The organism is Streptomyces sp. SID5643 (genome assembly GCF_009872555.1).
Classification (GTDB): Bacteria; Actinomycetota; Actinomycetes; order Streptomycetales; family Streptomycetaceae; genus Streptomyces; species Streptomyces iakyrus.
Map to the genome: position 1 here is coordinate 50,030 of NZ_WWIC01000283.1, position 14,159 is coordinate 64,188.

Annotated in this window: 16 protein-coding genes; 9 read left to right on the plus strand and 7 right to left on the minus strand. The window is 70.3% G+C overall.

The window, feature by feature from the left end; genetic code table 11:
- Positions 1-95 precede the first annotated feature (95 nt).
- The 3 genes from GTY56_RS31110 (at position 96) to GTY56_RS31120 (ending at position 2,000) form a co-directional block, all read left to right on the plus strand.
- Positions 96-311 (plus strand): hypothetical protein, encoded by a 216-nt coding sequence (locus GTY56_RS31110; protein WP_030836519.1) that lies wholly within the window; start codon positions 96-98, stop codon positions 309-311.
- Positions 312-337: 26 nt separating this feature from the next.
- The gene (gene recO / locus GTY56_RS31115) at positions 338-1,084 is read left to right on the plus strand and encodes a DNA repair protein RecO (protein WP_003990109.1); all 747 of its coding nucleotides are present in this window, start codon (positions 338-340) and stop codon (positions 1,082-1,084) included.
- Positions 1,085-1,166: 82 nt separating this feature from the next.
- Positions 1,167-2,000, plus strand: coding sequence for an isoprenyl transferase (locus GTY56_RS31120; protein ID WP_161368624.1), 834 nt, complete (start codon positions 1,167-1,169; stop codon positions 1,998-2,000).
- A gap of 198 nt (positions 2,001-2,198) precedes the next feature.
- Here the strand turns inward: GTY56_RS31120 and GTY56_RS31125 are convergent, their stop codons facing one another.
- The 4 genes from GTY56_RS31125 to GTY56_RS31140 are packed head-to-tail and all read right to left on the minus strand — an operon-like array spanning position 2,199 to position 5,332.
- On the minus strand, positions 2,199-2,618 hold the full coding sequence (locus tag GTY56_RS31125; RefSeq protein WP_161368625.1) for a transcriptional repressor: 420 nt from the start codon (positions 2,616-2,618) through the stop codon (positions 2,199-2,201).
- 58 nt (positions 2,619-2,676) lie between these two features.
- On the minus strand, positions 2,677-3,579 hold the full coding sequence (locus GTY56_RS31130) for a metal ABC transporter permease (RefSeq protein ID WP_161368626.1): 903 nt from the start codon (positions 3,577-3,579) through the stop codon (positions 2,677-2,679).
- Positions 3,579-4,346, minus strand: coding sequence for a metal ABC transporter ATP-binding protein (locus GTY56_RS31135; RefSeq protein WP_161368627.1), 768 nt, complete (start codon positions 4,344-4,346; stop codon positions 3,579-3,581). The genes GTY56_RS31130 and GTY56_RS31135 overlap by 1 nt, the downstream gene beginning before the upstream one ends.
- Before the next feature lie 20 nt (positions 4,347-4,366).
- Positions 4,367-5,332, minus strand: coding sequence for a metal ABC transporter solute-binding protein, Zn/Mn family (locus GTY56_RS31140; RefSeq protein ID WP_161368628.1), 966 nt, complete (start codon positions 5,330-5,332; stop codon positions 4,367-4,369).
- 241 nt (positions 5,333-5,573) lie between these two features.
- On the opposite strand from GTY56_RS31140, the gene GTY56_RS31145 reads away from it, so the two are divergent.
- A complete protein-coding gene (locus GTY56_RS31145; RefSeq protein WP_161368629.1) occupies positions 5,574-6,956 on the plus strand; it encodes a glycine--tRNA ligase in 1,383 nt (460 codons plus the stop codon).
- Positions 6,957-7,109: 153 nt separating this feature from the next.
- Here the strand turns inward: GTY56_RS31145 and GTY56_RS31150 are convergent, their stop codons facing one another.
- Complete coding sequence (locus tag GTY56_RS31150; RefSeq protein WP_161368630.1) at positions 7,110-8,234, minus strand: endonuclease/exonuclease/phosphatase family protein; 1,125 nt, start codon at positions 8,232-8,234, stop codon at positions 7,110-7,112.
- Positions 8,235-8,445: 211 nt separating this feature from the next.
- Between GTY56_RS31150 and GTY56_RS31155 the strand changes: the two genes are divergently transcribed.
- The 4 genes from GTY56_RS31155 (at position 8,446) to GTY56_RS31170 (ending at position 11,740) form a co-directional block, all read left to right on the plus strand.
- Positions 8,446-9,063: a LysE family translocator gene (locus GTY56_RS31155; protein ID WP_161368631.1), complete on the plus strand. Its 618-nt coding sequence runs from the start codon at positions 8,446-8,448 to the stop codon at positions 9,061-9,063.
- 97 nt (positions 9,064-9,160) lie between these two features.
- The gene (locus GTY56_RS31160) at positions 9,161-10,165 is read left to right on the plus strand and encodes an aldo/keto reductase (protein WP_161368632.1); all 1,005 of its coding nucleotides are present in this window, start codon (positions 9,161-9,163) and stop codon (positions 10,163-10,165) included.
- A 25-nt stretch (positions 10,166-10,190) separates the two neighbouring features.
- Positions 10,191-10,784, plus strand: a complete 594-nt coding sequence (locus tag GTY56_RS31165; RefSeq protein ID WP_161368633.1) for a TetR/AcrR family transcriptional regulator — start codon at positions 10,191-10,193, stop codon at positions 10,782-10,784.
- A gap of 89 nt (positions 10,785-10,873) precedes the next feature.
- Positions 10,874-11,740: a GNAT family N-acetyltransferase gene (locus GTY56_RS31170; RefSeq protein WP_161368634.1), complete on the plus strand. Its 867-nt coding sequence runs from the start codon at positions 10,874-10,876 to the stop codon at positions 11,738-11,740.
- Positions 11,741-11,777: 37 nt separating this feature from the next.
- On the opposite strand, the gene GTY56_RS31175 is transcribed toward GTY56_RS31170, so the two are convergent.
- The gene (locus tag GTY56_RS31175; protein ID WP_161368635.1) at positions 11,778-11,984 is read right to left on the minus strand and encodes a hypothetical protein; all 207 of its coding nucleotides are present in this window, start codon (positions 11,982-11,984) and stop codon (positions 11,778-11,780) included.
- Between the two features lie 193 nt (positions 11,985-12,177).
- Between GTY56_RS31175 and GTY56_RS31180 the strand changes: the two genes are divergently transcribed.
- The gene (locus tag GTY56_RS31180; RefSeq protein ID WP_161368636.1) at positions 12,178-12,612 is read left to right on the plus strand and encodes a VOC family protein; all 435 of its coding nucleotides are present in this window, start codon (positions 12,178-12,180) and stop codon (positions 12,610-12,612) included.
- A gap of 61 nt (positions 12,613-12,673) precedes the next feature.
- Here GTY56_RS31180 and GTY56_RS31185 read toward each other — a convergent pair whose 3' ends face one another.
- Entirely contained in the window at positions 12,674-14,119 is a 1,446-nt protein-coding gene (locus GTY56_RS31185; protein WP_161368637.1) for an MFS transporter, read from the minus strand.
- Positions 14,120-14,159 lie beyond the last annotated feature (40 nt).

Here is a 14,159-nt window from a genome sequence, read left to right on the forward strand (position 1 = left end):
GACCCGGTGAGTTTTGTGAGGGAAGCGCCCTGCCCGCTCATCGAAGGGGGCCGATGTGCATCGGATACCGTCCGGCGGCTCGCGGCGGTGCCGCGATGAAGCCTCCTGTCGGCGCGTACGTCGTGGACACCCGCAGCGGCCGCATCGGCATCGTGATGGGGCATGAGGGGCCCTACGTGCAGTTGCGGCCGTACGGGGGCGGCAGGGAATGGGACGCCGACCCCGGAGCCGTCCGGCACGCCACCCCGGCCGAGCGGCTGCGCGCGGCGACCGCGTACGCCAATGCCCGCAGCAGGGGCGAGGTCCCTTGACGTGACGACCCTGCCAGAATGGCTCCATGAGTCTGTTCCGCGACGACGGCATCGTGCTGCGCACCCAGAAGCTGGGTGAGGCGGACCGGATCATCACGCTGCTCACGCGCGGTCACGGACGGGTGCGCGCGGTGGCCCGTGGCGTGCGCCGGACGAAGTCGAAGTTCGGTGCGCGCCTGGAGCCGTTCTCCCACGTCGACGTGCAGTTCTTCGCCAAGGGGAGCGAGCTCGTCGGGCGCGGACTGCCGCTGTGCACCCAGAGCGAGACCATCGCGCCGTACGGCGGCGGGATCGTCAGCGACTACGCCCGGTACACGGCCGGCACCGTCATGCTGGAGACCGCCGAGCGGTTCACCGACCATGAGGGAGAGCCGGCCGTGCAGCAGTACCTGCTGCTGGTCGGAGGCCTGCGGACCCTCGCCCGGGGGGAGCACGCGCCGCACCTCGTGCTCGACGCGTTCCTGCTCCGCTCCCTCGCCGTCAACGGGTACGCCCCGAGCTTCACCGACTGCGCGAAGTGCGGGATGCCCGGGCCCAACCGGTTCTTCTCCGTCGCGTCGGGCGGTTCCGTCTGCGTGGACTGCCGGGTGCCCGGCAGCGTCGTACCCTCGCCCCAGGCCCTGGAACTCCTCGGCGCCCTGCTTACGGGAGACTGGGAGACCGCGGACGCGTGCGAGGCGCGCTACGTCCGCGAGGGCAGCGGGCTGGTGTCCGCGTATCTGCACTGGCACATGGAGCGCGGTCTGCGCTCCCTGCGCTACGTCGAGAAGTAGCGCGAGCAGCGCAGGACGCGAGCAGCGAGACATCGCGAGCAGCGGAAAACAGAGCAAGCGAGCACGAGGAGACGAGAGACACATGGCCGTACGCGGGATCCTGGGGCGTCAGCGCCGGGAGTACAGGACGCCGGAGCCGCACCCGTCCGGCGCGCGGCCCCCGAAGATCCCCGGGGAGTTCGTACCGCAGCATGTGGCGATCGTCATGGACGGCAACGGTCGCTGGGCCAAGGACCGGGGCCTGCCGCGCACCGAAGGGCACAAGGTCGGCGCCGAGCGCGTGCTGGACGTGCTCCAGGGGGGCATCGAGATGGGCGTGGGCGCCATCTCCCTGTACGCCTTCTCCACCGAGAACTGGAAGCGCTCGCCCGACGAGGTGCGCTTCCTGATGAACTTCAACCGGGACTTCATCCGCAAGACCCGTGACCAGCTCGACGAGCTGGGCATCCGGGTGCGCTGGGTGGGCCGGATGCCCAAGCTGTGGCGCTCGGTGGCCAAGGAGCTCCAGGTCGCCCAGGAGCAGACCAAGGGCAACGACCGGCTGACCTTGTACTTCTGCATGAACTACGGGGGCCGGGCCGAGATCGCCGACGCCGCCCAGGCCATGGCGGAGGACGTGAAGAGCGGCAGGCTCGACCCGTCCAAGGTCACCGAGAAGACCTTCGCGAAGTACCTGTACTACCCGGACATGCCGGATGTGGACCTGTTCCTGCGGCCCAGCGGTGAGCAGCGCACCTCCAACTACCTGATCTGGCAGAGCGCCTACGCCGAGATGGTCTTCCAGGACGTGCTGTGGCCCGACTTCGACCGGCGCGACCTGTGGCGGGCCTGCCTGGAGTTCGCCTCCCGGGACCGGCGCTTCGGCGGTGCCGTCCCGAACGAGGAGCTGCTGGCCATGGAGGGCGAGCAGCCGTAGCGCGCGGCGGCCCGGCACCCCTCAGGTGGCAGCCGGGCCGCGACGGCGGCCATCACCTCGCCGCACACTCGCCACCCGGTGCTTGGTGCCCTCTGCCCGAGACCGAGCTGACGGGAACGTGCCCCAAGGGGCGCGGGCAACTGCGCGACAAGCCACGGTGCTCCCGCAGTCGGCGACCGGACTCAAGCCCCACGGCGATCAACCGCCGGAGGCCCCCGCACAATCCGCGCACGTCCCGAAAATCTCCACTGTGTGAGCCACGTTCACATACCCGTGCTCCGCGGCGATGGAATCCGCCCACTTCTCCACGGCCGGCCCCTCCACCTCGACGGCCTTGCCGCAGCTCCGGCACACGAGGTGGTGGTGATGGTCGTCGGTGGAACAACGCCGGTACACCGACTCACCGTCGGCCGTGCGCAGGACGTCGACCTCACCGGCGTCGGCGAGGGACTGAAGGGTGCGGTAGACCGTGGTGAGCCCGACCGAGTCGCCCTTGTGCTTGAGCATGTCGTGCAGTTCCTGCGCGCTGCGGAACTCGTCGACCTCCTGCAGGGCCGCCGACACAGCGGCCCGCTGCTTGGTGGCGCGGCCCTTAACGGACGGTCCAGCGGTCGTCACCGTTGCCTCCTCACGTCTGCCTTGCCCGGGCCATTGTGCCAGCCCGTGGCGGGGGCGGTCAGACGCCGACCTCGTCGGTCGCCGCCCGGCTGCCCGGAATCGCGCACTCGGCGGGGTCGCCCGTCGTGTCCCCGCCCGCAGCGGCGCGGGCGCGGCGGCGGGCCAGCGGGGCGGCGAGCGCCGTCAGCACGATGAACGCGCCGATGGTCAGCAGCACGATCGTCGCGCCGGGCGGCACGTCCTGGTAATAGGAGGTGACCGTGCCGCCGATCGTCACGGCCACCCCGATGGCCACGGCGACGGCGAACGTCGCGGCGAAGCTCCGGCCGATCTGCTGGGCGGCCGCTACGGGCACCACCATCAGCGCGCTGACCAGCAGCAGCCCGACCACGCGCATCGCCACCGTCACCGTGACGGCCGCGGTGACCGCCGTCAGCAGGTTCAGCATGCGCACCGGCAGGCCCGTCACCCGGGCGAACTCCTCGTCCTGGCTGACCGCGAACAGCTGCCGGCGCAGACCGAGGGTGACCAGCACGACGAAGGCGGCCAGCACGCAGATCGCGGTGACGTCCGACTCGGACACCGTCGACAGCGAGCCGAACAGGTACGACGTCAGATTGGCGTTGGAGCCGGTGGGCGCGAGGTTGATGAACATCACACCGCCGGCCATGCCGCCGTAGAAGAGCATCGCGAGGGCGATGTCGCCGCGGGTCCTGCCGTACCAGCGGATCAGCTCCATGAGGACCGCGCCGAGGATCGATACGAGGGCCGCCGTCCACACCGGGGACCAGGTCAGCAGGAAGCCGAGACCGACACCGGTCATCGCCACATGGCCGATGCCGTCGCCCATCAGGGCCTGGCGGCGCTGGACCAGGTAGATCCCCACCGCGGGGGCGGTGATGCCGACCAGGACGGCGGCGAGCAGGGCCCGCTGCATGAAGGCGTAGTCGAGGAAGTCCATCAGCTCAGCAGTCCCGTGCGGATCGGTTCGGCGCCCGCCGGCGCGTGCGGGTGTACGTGGTCGTGGCCGGGCAGGGCGTGCTGTCCGACGGCCTTCGGGGGCGGTCCGTCGTGGACGACGCAGCCGTCGCGCAGGACGACCGCCCGGTCGATGAGGGGCTCGAGGGGGCCCAGTTCGTGCAGGACGAGCAGCACGGTCGTGCCCTGGCCGACCTGCTCCCGCAGGGTGTCCGCGAGGACCTCCTGGCTGGCCAGGTCGACGCCGGCCATCGGCTCGTCCATGATCAGCAGCTCGGGTTCGGAGGCGAGCGCGCGGGCGATGAGGACGCGCTGGTGCTGGCCGCCGGAGAGGGCGTCGACCGAGTCCTTGGCCCGGTCGGCCATGCCCACGAGGTCCAGGGCACGCCGTACGGCCGCGTGGTCGGCCTTGCGCAGGACGCCGAAGCGGGCCCGGGACAGGCGGCCGGAGGAGACCACCTCGGTCACCGTGGCGGGCACGCCGCCCGCGGCCGTCGTGCGCTGCGGGACGTAGCCCACGCGGTGCCAGTCGCGGAACCGCCTGCGGTCCGTGCCGAACAGCCGGATCTCGCCGGCGCCGGTCTGCACCTGGCCGATGATGCTGCGCACGGCCGTCGACTTGCCCGAGCCGTTCGCGCCGAGCAGGGCGACGACCTCGCCGCGGCCCACGGTGAGGTCGATGCCGCGCAGCACGGGGCGCGAGCCGAGGTCCGCGCGGACCCCGCGCAGGGATACGACGGGCTCGGTCATGCCGTCCTCCGATGGGTCGATCACTTGGCTCCCAGGGCCGACTGGAGGGCCTTGAGGTTGGATTCCATGACCTGGAAGTAGTCGTCGCCGCGGGACTTGTCCGTGATGCCCTCCAGGGGATCGAGGACGTCCGTCTTCAGGTTCGCGTCGCGGGCGAGGGTCTTCGCGGTCTTGTCGGAGACCAGTGTCTCGTAGAAGACGGTCGTCACGCCGTCGGCCTTGGCCTCCTGCTGGAGTTCCCGGACGCGGGCGCCGCTGGGCTCGCTCTCGGGGTCGATGCCGGAGATGGCCTCCTGGGTGAGGCCGTAGCGCTCGGCGAGGTAGCCGAAGGCGGCGTGGTTGGTGAAGAAGACCTTGGTCTTGGTGTTCTTCAGGCCGTTCTCGAAGTCGCCGTTCAGCCCGTTCAGCTTCTTGACCAGGGCCTCGGTGTTCTTCTTGTAGTCGGCCGCGTGGTCGGGGTCGGCCTTCTCGAAGGCCTTGCCGACGCCCTGCGCGATCTCGGCGTACTTCACCGGGTCGAGCCAGACGTGCGGGTCGCGGGCGTGCTCCTCCTCCTCGGCGTGGCCTTCCTCCTCGGCGTGGCCCTCCTCACCCTCGTGGGCGTGGCCGCCGGTGCCGTGGTCCTCCAGGTGGGTCAGCGTGGCCGCGTCGATCTTTGTCTTGATACCCGTCTGGCCGACGGCCTCGTCGACGGCGGGCTGGAGGCCCTTGAGGAAGAGCGCCGCGTCGGCCTCCTCCAGCTGCGCGCGCTGCTTGGTGCTGATCTCCAGGTCGTGCGGCTCCTGGCCGGGCTCGGTCAGGCTGGTGACGTTCGCGTGGTCGCCGCCGATCTGCTCGGCGAGGAACGCCATCGGGTAGAACGACGCGACGACGTCGAACTTGTCCGTGTTGCCCGAGGCCGCGCTGTCGCTGGAGCAGGCGGTCAGGGCGCCGAGGCCGAGAGCGGAGGCCAGGGCGGCGGGTATGAGGCGTCGTCGTACGTTCATGACACTCATTTTCAGCAAATATGGAAACCGTTGTCAATAAACGGTCCGCGCGGCGGGATCCGGAGGGGGTCGGCGGCTGCCGAAGGGGGAGCGATTTGATTGAGGGGGCGCCCCCGCCGGTAACCTGAAGCATTCGCTGGAAGCAACTCGCTGCGCCCGCCCGTCTCCCGACCACCACCCCTCGTCGAGGCGCTTCCGCGCCGCCCCCATCAGTATTCGTCGTCGTAATGAAGAGAGCACCGTGGCCGCCGACAAGATCGACACCATCGTCAGCCTGAGCAAGCGCCGTGGCTTCGTATTCCCCTGTAGTGAGATCTACGGCGGTCAGCGCGCCGCTTGGGACTACGGCCCCCTGGGTGTCGAGCTCAAGGAGAACCTCAAGCGCCAGTGGTGGCGCTACATGGTGACGTCGCGCGAGGACGTCGTGGGCATCGACTCCTCCGTGATCCTGGCCCCCGAGGTCTGGGTCGCGTCCGGTCACGTCGCCACCTTCACGGACCCGCTGACCGAGTGCACCTCCTGCCACAAGCGGTTCCGCGCGGACCACCTGGAGGAGGCCTACGAGGAGAAGAAGGGCCGCGCCCCGGAGAACGGCCTCCTCGACGTCAACTGCCCCAACTGCGGCAACAAGGGCCAGTTCACCGAGCCCAAGCAGTTCTCGGGCCTGCTGTCCACCCACCTCGGCCCCACGCAGGACTCCGGCTCCGTCGCCTACCTGCGTCCCGAGACCGCGCAGGGCATCTTCACCAACTTCTCGCAGGTGCAGACCACCTCGCGCCGCAAGCCGCCGTTCGGCATCGCCCAGATGGGCAAGTCCTTCCGCAACGAGATCACGCCCGGCAACTTCATCTTCCGCACCCGCGAGTTCGAGCAGATGGAGATGGAGTTCTTCGTCAAGCCGGGTGAGGACGAGAAGTGGCAGGAGTACTGGATGGAGCAGCGCTGGAACTGGTACACCGGCCTGGGCATGCGCGAGGAGAACATGCGGTGGTACGAGCACCCGAAGGAGAAGCTCTCCCACTACTCCAAGCGCACCGCCGACATCGAGTACCGCTTCCAGTTCGGCGGCAGTGAGTGGGGCGAGCTCGAAGGCGTCGCCAACCGCACCGACTACGACCTCGGCGCCCACTCCAAGGCCTCCGGCCAGGACCTCACCTACTTCGACCAGGAAGCCGGCGAGCGCTGGACGCCGTACGTCATCGAGCCCGCGGCCGGTGTCGGCCGCGCGATGCTGGCGTTCCTGCTGGACGCCTACGTCGAGGACGAGGCGCCCAACGCCAAGGGCAAGATGGAGAAGCGCACGGTGCTGCGCCTCGACCAGCGCCTCGCCCCGGTGAAGGTCGCGGTCCTGCCGCTGTCCCGCAACCCGGAGCTGTCCCCGAAGGCCAAGGGCCTCGCCCAGGCGCTCCGCCAGAACTGGAACATCGAGTTCGACGACGCCGGCGCCATCGGCCGCCGCTACCGCCGCCAGGACGAGATCGGCACGCCGTTCTGCGTGACCGTCGACTTCGACACGCTCGAGGACAACGCGGTGACGGTGCGTGAGCGCGACTCGATGAAGCAGGAGCGGGTGTCGCTGGACCAGATCGAGGGGTACCTCGCGGCGCGTCTCGTCGGCTGCTAGTTGATTGACGGATCAGGGTCTGCCCGGCTTGTGTGATCTGCCGGGTGCGGATCCGTCGTGACGCGTCGCGCCCACGCGGCGGAGCCGCATATCGGTACAGCCCCGCGCCCCTGTCGGACCCCGCTGCCCCTTCGGGGCGCGGGGTCCGGCCCGTTACAGGTCCAGGTCGGCGTAGAGGGCCGCATGGTCGGAGGCTGCGGTGGTCCTTGACGTGACGCTGTTGAAGGACTTGATGCCCTCGGCGAAGATTCCGCGGGTCTCCAGGCCGACATGCTGCACCTGGCTCCACAACGACGGGGACAGCAGCAGATAGTCGATCTTCTGCCGTGGCGAGTCGCACTCCCCGAACGTGCCGGGCAGCCCTTTGTAGCTCGGGTGGCTCATCACATCCTGCAGGCCGGTGGCCAGCAGGGCGCTGACCGGCTTGCTGCCGGGGGAATCGTTCATGTCTCCGGCGACCAGCACGCGCGAAGAGCGTGTGAGGGCGGCCCGGCAGATCTCCGCGACCCGCTTGGCCTGGTTCTCCCGCAGTTGCGGGTTGTCGTTGGACTTGCTCTTGAGGTGGTTTCCCAGGAGCCACAGGGACTCCTCCCCGGGAGCGGTTCTGATCTCGATCTCGAACTCCGGGCAGTCGCGGCTGAACAGCGGATTCTTTGATCCGTCCGGGTCGGGGTCGAAGATGTGCGACCGCACGGACCTGATCGGGAAGCGGCTCAGGATGCCGATGTCGATGCCGCGGATGTCGTTGCCGTCGATCAGCATGTTGTAGGGATACGGCTTCCCTTCGGCCGGGCCGCCCACAATCTGCTCGTTGAAGCGGTCCAGGGTGAGGCGGTCCTCGACCTCGACCGCGAGCAGGACGTCGGCGTTGACCTCGGTGACCACCTTGCCGGTGTTCCGCACGGCGTCCCCGTCGAGGTGCTCCCGCACGAGTTCGGCCCAACCGGACCAGTTTCTCCGGCCGTTGGCGAGGATCCGCACCTCGAAGTCGTCCGACCCCGGCCGCCCGGACGTCTGGAAGAGACTGGCTCCCCCGCGGGTCTGGTTGATGAAGATCGGCGGAGGGGCGACGGGATCCGTCGCATAGGCCCTGTACTTCTTGATGAGCTCGGCGATCCGGAGCTTCTCGGCCCGCTCATAGGTCGCCAGGTCGAGCAGGGACACCAACTCGGCGAAGTCGGCCAGGATCCGCCGACGCCGCTCGACGTCCTGGAGGCCGAGGACCGCGGGGCGGCGGAAGAGGTTCTCCATGTTGAAGGTGGCGATACGGATCGTCATGGCGCGCTCCCTCGGGCGGCGCAGAAGTTCCGCGCGACCGGTGGACGGGCGCCGCCGGGGAGACCGCTCACCGGCACTTCCATTCTCGGATCCGGTGTGAGACGTGTCGACCGGTGGGGACGCCGAGGTCCCTGGGATCGGGGATTGGTCCCGTAGCGCCGAGGCCGATTGGTCCTGTTGCCCGGAGCGGGGATCGCGCCAGGGTGACGGCATGACCATCGCCTTCCTGCTGACCACCCTGATCGTCGTCGCCACGCCGGGCACCGGCGTCGTCTACACCCTCGCCGCCGCGCTCTCCCGGGGGCGGCGCGCCGGCGTGGTCGCGGCCGTCGGCTGCACGCTCGGGATCGTGCCGCACCTGCTGGCCACGGTCACCGGCGTCGCCGCGCTGCTGCACGCGAGCGCGACCGCGTTCCAGGTGCTGAAGTACGCGGGTGTCGCCTACCTGCTGTACATGGCGTGGGCGACGGTGCGGGACAAGGAGGCGCTCGTGGTGGAGGAGCGGGAGGCGGCCCCGGACGTGCCGGCCCGGCGGGTCATCGTGCGCGGGGTGCTGATCAACATCCTCAACCCGAAGCTGACGATCTTCTTCTTCGCGTTCCTGCCGCAGTTCGTCGCCCCCGGGGAGCCGCACGCCGTGCTGCGGATGGCGGGGCTCGGCGGGGTCTTCATGCTGGCGACCTTCCTCGTGTTCGCCGCGTACGGGGTGCTGGCCGCGTCGGTGCGCCGGCACGTCGTGGGCCGGCCGCGGATGACGGCCTGGCTGCGGCGGGGCTTCGCGGGGTCCTTCGTGGCGCTGGGGGCGAAGCTGGCGTTCACGGCGCGGTAGCCGCGCCGGCGGGCGGCACCAGGGCGCGGAGGAAGGGCTGACAAGTATCGAATGACAGATATTGAAATCTGTCAGCTGTCATGGCATGGTGGAGGGCATGACGATGCGAACCCGCCCCCTCGGAACCACCGGCCCCCAGGTCTCCGCCCTCGGTCTCGGCTGCATGGGCATGTCCGCCCTGTACGGCGAGGCGGACCGGGCCGAGTCCATCGCGACCCTCCACGCGGCGCTCGAAGCGGGCGTCACCCTGCTCGACACCGGCGACTTCTACGCCATGGGCCACAACGAGATGCTGATCGGTGAGGCCCTGCGCGCCGCCCCCGCGGCCCGGCGTGAACAGGCCCTGATCAGCGTCAAGTTCGGCGCCCTGCGCGGCCCCGACGGCAGCTGGCTCGGCTACGACGGCCGGCCCGCCACCGTGAAGAGCTTCGCCGCGTACTCCCTCCAGCGGCTCGGCGTCGACCACATCGACGTCTACCGCCTCGCCCGCCTCGACCCGGACGTGCCGATCGAGGAGACGGTCGGCGCGATAGCGGAGCTCGTCGAGAAGGGGTACGTACGCCACATCGGCCTCAGCGAGGTCGGCGCCGACACCATCCGCCGGGCGGCGGCCACGGCACCCGTCGCCGACCTCCAGATCGAGTACTCCCTCATCTCCCGCGGTATCGAGGAGGAGATCCTGCCCACCACCCGCGAGCTGGGCATCGGCATCACGGCGTACGGCGTGCTCTCCCGGGGCCTGATCTCCGGCCACTTCACCGCCGACCGGCAGCTCGGCCCGGGCGACTTCCGTGCGATGTCGCCGCGCTTCCAGGGCGACAACCTCCGGCACAACCTCGGCCTCGTCGAGGCGCTGCGGAAGATCGCGGAACAGAAGGGCGTCAGCGTCGCGCAGATCGCCATCGCCTGGGTGCTCTCCCGCGGCGAGGACATCGTGCCCCTCGTCGGTGCCCGCAGGCGCGACCGGCTCACGGAGGCGCTGGGCGCGCTGGACGTGACGCTGGAGCCGGCCGACCTGGCCGCGATAGAGGAGGCCGTACCGGCCGGTGCCGCCGCCGGCGACCGCTACCCGGCGGCCCAGATGGCGCACCTCGAAAGCTGAACCGGGCGTTGGGTACGGTCAGGGCATGGCCCCGACCAGTGAGACCCTGACCGCCGAGCGCATCCTTGAAGCCACCGAGGAGGTGCTGCGCCGCCACGGACCGGCCAAGGCCACCGTGGTGGACGTCGCCCGGGCGCTCGGCGTCAGCCACGGCAGTGTCTACCGCCACTTCCGGACGAAGGCGGCGCTGCGCGAGGCGGTCACCAAGCGCTGGCTGGACCGCACGTCCGGACAGCTGTCCGGGATCGCCGAGGCGGACCGCGTCCCGGAGGCCCGGCTGCGAGAGTGGCTCGCCGCACTGTTCGCCGCGAAGCGCCGCAAGGCGGGCGAGGACCCGGAGCTGTTCGCCACATACACGGTCCTCACCGGCGAGAACGGCACGGCGGTCGGTGAGCACATCACCGACCTGGAGTCCCAGCTGACCCGCATCATCCAGGCCGGGGTCGACACCGGCGACTTCGCCGCCACCGACGCGGAGGCATCGGCCAGGGCGGTCTTCCAGGCCACGGGCCGCTTCCACGACCCGTGTTACGCGAAGGAGTGGGAGGAGCCGGGCACCGAGGCCGACTTCGCGGCGGTCGTCGACCTGCTGGTGCAGGGACTGCGGCGGACACAGTAGAGGGCCCCGGCGGCACCGGGTGCATCCCGGCCGGGACGGGCACAGGATGGAAGCGAGGGGTGGGTCGCCGCGCGGGGACGCGAGAAGGGATGGCGATCGTGACTCTCACACTGCGTCCGGGCACTGCGGCCGATGCCGCAGAGTGCGGAAGGATCTGCTACGAGGCCTTCGCCGGCATCGCCGAGGAGCATGCGTTCCCGCCCGACTTCCCCAGCCCCGAAGTGGGTGTCGCGCTGATCGAGGGAGCCCTGACGCACCCGGGCATCTACGGTGTCGTCGCCGAGCTCGACGGGCGGATCGTCGGCAGCAACTTCCTCGACGAACGCTCGGCCGTCGCCGGGATCGGGCCCATCACCGTCGACCCCACCGTGCAGAACGCGGGAGTGGGCCGCCGTCTGATGCGGGACGTGATGGAGCGGGCCGCCGAGCGCGGGGTGCCGGGCATCCGGCTGTTGCAGACCGGCTACCACAACAGGTCGTTCTCGCTGTACATGAGCCTGGGGTTCGCCCACCGAGCGACGGTGGCCTGTGTGCAGGGGCCGCCGATCGGGCGCGCGCTGCCCGGGTACGCGGTGCGGGAGGCCACGGACGCGGACCTCGGCGCCTGCAACGACGTGTGCCGGCAGGTCCACGGCGTCGACCGCGGCGGGGAGGTCGCCGACGCGCTCAAACAGGGCACCGCCCGGGTCGTCGAACGCGAGGGACACGTCACCGGATACGCCACCGACCTGGCCTTCTTCGCGCACGCCGTGGGCGAGACCACCCCGGACCTCCAGGCTCTGATCGCGGCGGCCCCGCAGTTCGGCGGCCCGGGCATCCTCGTCCCTACGGAAGACAGCGCGCTGCTCAGGTGGTGCCTGTCCAACGGCCTCAAGGTCGTGCAGCTGATGAGCCTGATGACCATCGGCCTGTACAACCGGCCCGACGGCGCGTACCTGCCCTCGATCCTCTACTAGAGGCCGGCGACCGGCCCTGGGAGGTGCCCGGGCCGGCTCACGCCGCTGTCGGGTCCACCGTCGCCTGGTGGGCCTCCGCCAGGTGCTCCTCCGCCTTCAGCCAGGGCAGGAACTGGGCGCTTCTGCGCCAGCCGCAGGTGTCGCATCTGATCGTGCGCTGCACGCCCGTCCGGAGCACGCGCACCACATGCTCCCGGCCGTGCTGGTCCCAGCGGCTGACCTTGCTCGTGTCGATCTGTGTCATGGCGCCCTCCCGCGTCGAGAAATCCGGCGTTCCGGTCTGCTCGCAGCAAGGAGTGTGCAGCAAGACCAACATCAACGGGGTTTCCCCGAGGACGAGTTCTCAGACACGGACGGGGCCGACGAGCGCGGGGCCGCACGACAACCTGCCGGTATATACCGGGAGATGAGCGGCAGAGCCCTGCTAGGGTGCGCCGATGTCCACGATCAGGCAGGTCCAGGTCACGTTCGACTGCGCGGAGCCCGAGCGGGTGGCCCGCTTCTGGTGCGAGGTTCTGGGGTACGTCGTACCACCCCCGCCGGAGGGGTTCGCCACGTGGGGTGACTACGAGCGCACCCTGCCGTCCGAGCGCCAGGGCGCGGGGTTCGCCTGCGGTGACCCCTCGGGCGTGGGTCCGCGGCTGTACTTCCAGCGCGTTCCCGAAGGCAAGGTCGTCAAGAACCGGGTGCATCTCGACGTGCGGGTCGGCACCGGGCTCGTGGGCGAGGAACGCCTCGCCACGCTCGAAGCCGAGTGCGCGCGACTGGTCGCGCTCGGCGCCACCCGCGTGCGCGTGCTGCTCGCCGACGAGTACAACGAGTCGTGCATCGTGATGCAGGACATCGAGGGCAACGAGTTCTGTCTCGACTGAGCGGATCCGAGTCGCCGACGCCGACCGGCACCCGCCTCGCGGCCCGCGAGCCGTTCCGGACTCAGCCGCTCGTCCCGACGGTCTGGCGTACCTCCGCCGGCTCCAGCCGCTGCGCGGTCCGCTCGGCGGTGTCCCGGGCCCACCGGCCGCTCGTCACCGCCCCCAGCACCAGCACAGCGAAACCGCACGCCGCGAGGATCCACCAGCCGGGCCGCGCCGCGGACACGAACGCCTCGCGGTAGGAGGAGGAGCCGACGCCCGAGGCGAGCACCGCGCCCACCACGGCGACACCCAGCGTCTGGCCCAGCTGCCGGCTCGTGGAGGCGACCGCGGCGGCCACGCCCGCCTGGGCGCGCGGCATGCCGGACACCGCCGTGTTGGTGATGGGCGCGTTGACGAACCCGAAGCCGATGCCGAAGAGGACGTAGCCGGCGAAGAGCGTGACGTTAGAGGTCTCCGCCTCGAACGCGGCGAACAGGACCCCGCTCGTCGTCATCGCGAAGCCCGCGATCAGCAGGGGCAGGCGGGGACCGAGTGTGCCCACCAGGCGGCCCGACAGCGGCGCGCACAGGAACGTCGGGACCGCCATGGGCAGCATCCACAGACCCGCTTCCAGGGCGCTCAGGCCCCGCACGTTCTGCAGGTACAGCGTCGACAGGAACAGGAAGCCGCCGAGCGCGGCGAACGCGCTGACGGCGATGACCGTCGCCCCGCTGAACGGCGCGGAGCGGAAGAAGCGCAGGTCGATCAGCGGTTCCTTGCGGCGCGGCTCGTAGAGGAGCAGTCCCGCCAGGGCGGCCAGGGCGACGACGGCCAGCGGCGCGACGGAGCGCAGCGGAGTGCTCGGCGCCTCGATGATCGCGTACGTCAGGGACCCGAACAGCGCGATCACCAGCACCTGCCCGACCGGGTCGGGGCGGCGGGCGCGCGGAGCCCGGGACTCGGGGACGAAGCGCAGGGTGAGCAGCAGGGCCGCCAGTCCCACCGGCAGGTTGATCCAGAAGATCGAGCGCCAGCCTACGGAGTCGACCAGCAGGCCCCCGACCAGCGGGCCGGCGGCCATGGAAATGCCGACGACCGCGCCCCAGACGCCGATCGCCCGGGCCCGTTCGCGCGGGTCGGTGAACGTGTTGGTGATGATCGACATGGCGACCGGGTTCAGCATCGAGCCGCCCACCGCCTGGACCATCCGGAAGGCGACCAGCGCCTCCAGGTTCGGCGCGAGGGAGCACAGCACCGAGCCGATGGTGAAGACGACCAGGCCCGCCATGAAGACCCGCTTGCGGCCGATCCGGTCGGCCGTGGAGCCGGCGAGCATCAGCAGCGAGGCCAGGACGAGGGTGTAGGCGTCGATCGTCCACTGCAGGCCGGACGTGCTCGCGTGCAGGTCCTGCTGCATGGAGGGCAGCGCCACGTTCAGGACCGTGTTGTCGAGGCTCACGATCAGCAGGCTCATGCAGCAGATCGCGAGCACCAGCATGCGGCGGCGGTGACTGAGCTCGGGCATGCGGTCCATCGTAGCCGATTTCAATAGTGTGGCTAACTAA

Bases quoted from the DNA above. Each gene is read 5' to 3' on its own strand.
- GTY56_RS31110 (WP_030836519.1), top strand. From the start codon at position 96: ATGAAGCCTCCTGTCGGCGCGTACGTCGTGGACACCCGCAGCGGCCGC.
- recO (WP_003990109.1), top strand. From the start codon at position 338: ATGAGTCTGTTCCGCGACGACGGCATCGTGCTGCGCACCCAGAAGCTG.
- GTY56_RS31120 (WP_161368624.1), top strand. From the start codon at position 1,167: ATGGCCGTACGCGGGATCCTGGGGCGTCAGCGCCGGGAGTACAGGACG.
- GTY56_RS31130 (WP_161368626.1), bottom strand. From the start codon at position 3,579: ATGGACTTCCTCGACTACGCCTTCATGCAGCGGGCCCTGCTCGCCGCC.
- GTY56_RS31135 (WP_161368627.1), bottom strand. From the start codon at position 4,346: ATGACCGAGCCCGTCGTATCCCTGCGCGGGGTCCGCGCGGACCTCGGC.
- GTY56_RS31140 (WP_161368628.1), bottom strand. From the start codon at position 5,332: ATGAACGTACGACGACGCCTCATACCCGCCGCCCTGGCCTCCGCTCTC.
- GTY56_RS31150 (WP_161368630.1), bottom strand. From the start codon at position 8,234: ATGACGATCCGTATCGCCACCTTCAACATGGAGAACCTCTTCCGCCGC.
- GTY56_RS31155 (WP_161368631.1), top strand. From the start codon at position 8,446: ATGACCATCGCCTTCCTGCTGACCACCCTGATCGTCGTCGCCACGCCG.
- GTY56_RS31160 (WP_161368632.1), top strand. From the start codon at position 9,161: ATGACGATGCGAACCCGCCCCCTCGGAACCACCGGCCCCCAGGTCTCC.
- GTY56_RS31165 (WP_161368633.1), top strand. From the start codon at position 10,191: ATGGCCCCGACCAGTGAGACCCTGACCGCCGAGCGCATCCTTGAAGCC.
- GTY56_RS31170 (WP_161368634.1), top strand. From the start codon at position 10,874: ATGGCGATCGTGACTCTCACACTGCGTCCGGGCACTGCGGCCGATGCC.
- GTY56_RS31175 (WP_161368635.1), bottom strand. From the start codon at position 11,984: ATGACACAGATCGACACGAGCAAGGTCAGCCGCTGGGACCAGCACGGC.
- GTY56_RS31180 (WP_161368636.1), top strand. From the start codon at position 12,178: ATGTCCACGATCAGGCAGGTCCAGGTCACGTTCGACTGCGCGGAGCCC.
- GTY56_RS31185 (WP_161368637.1), bottom strand. From the start codon at position 14,119: ATGCCCGAGCTCAGTCACCGCCGCCGCATGCTGGTGCTCGCGATCTGC.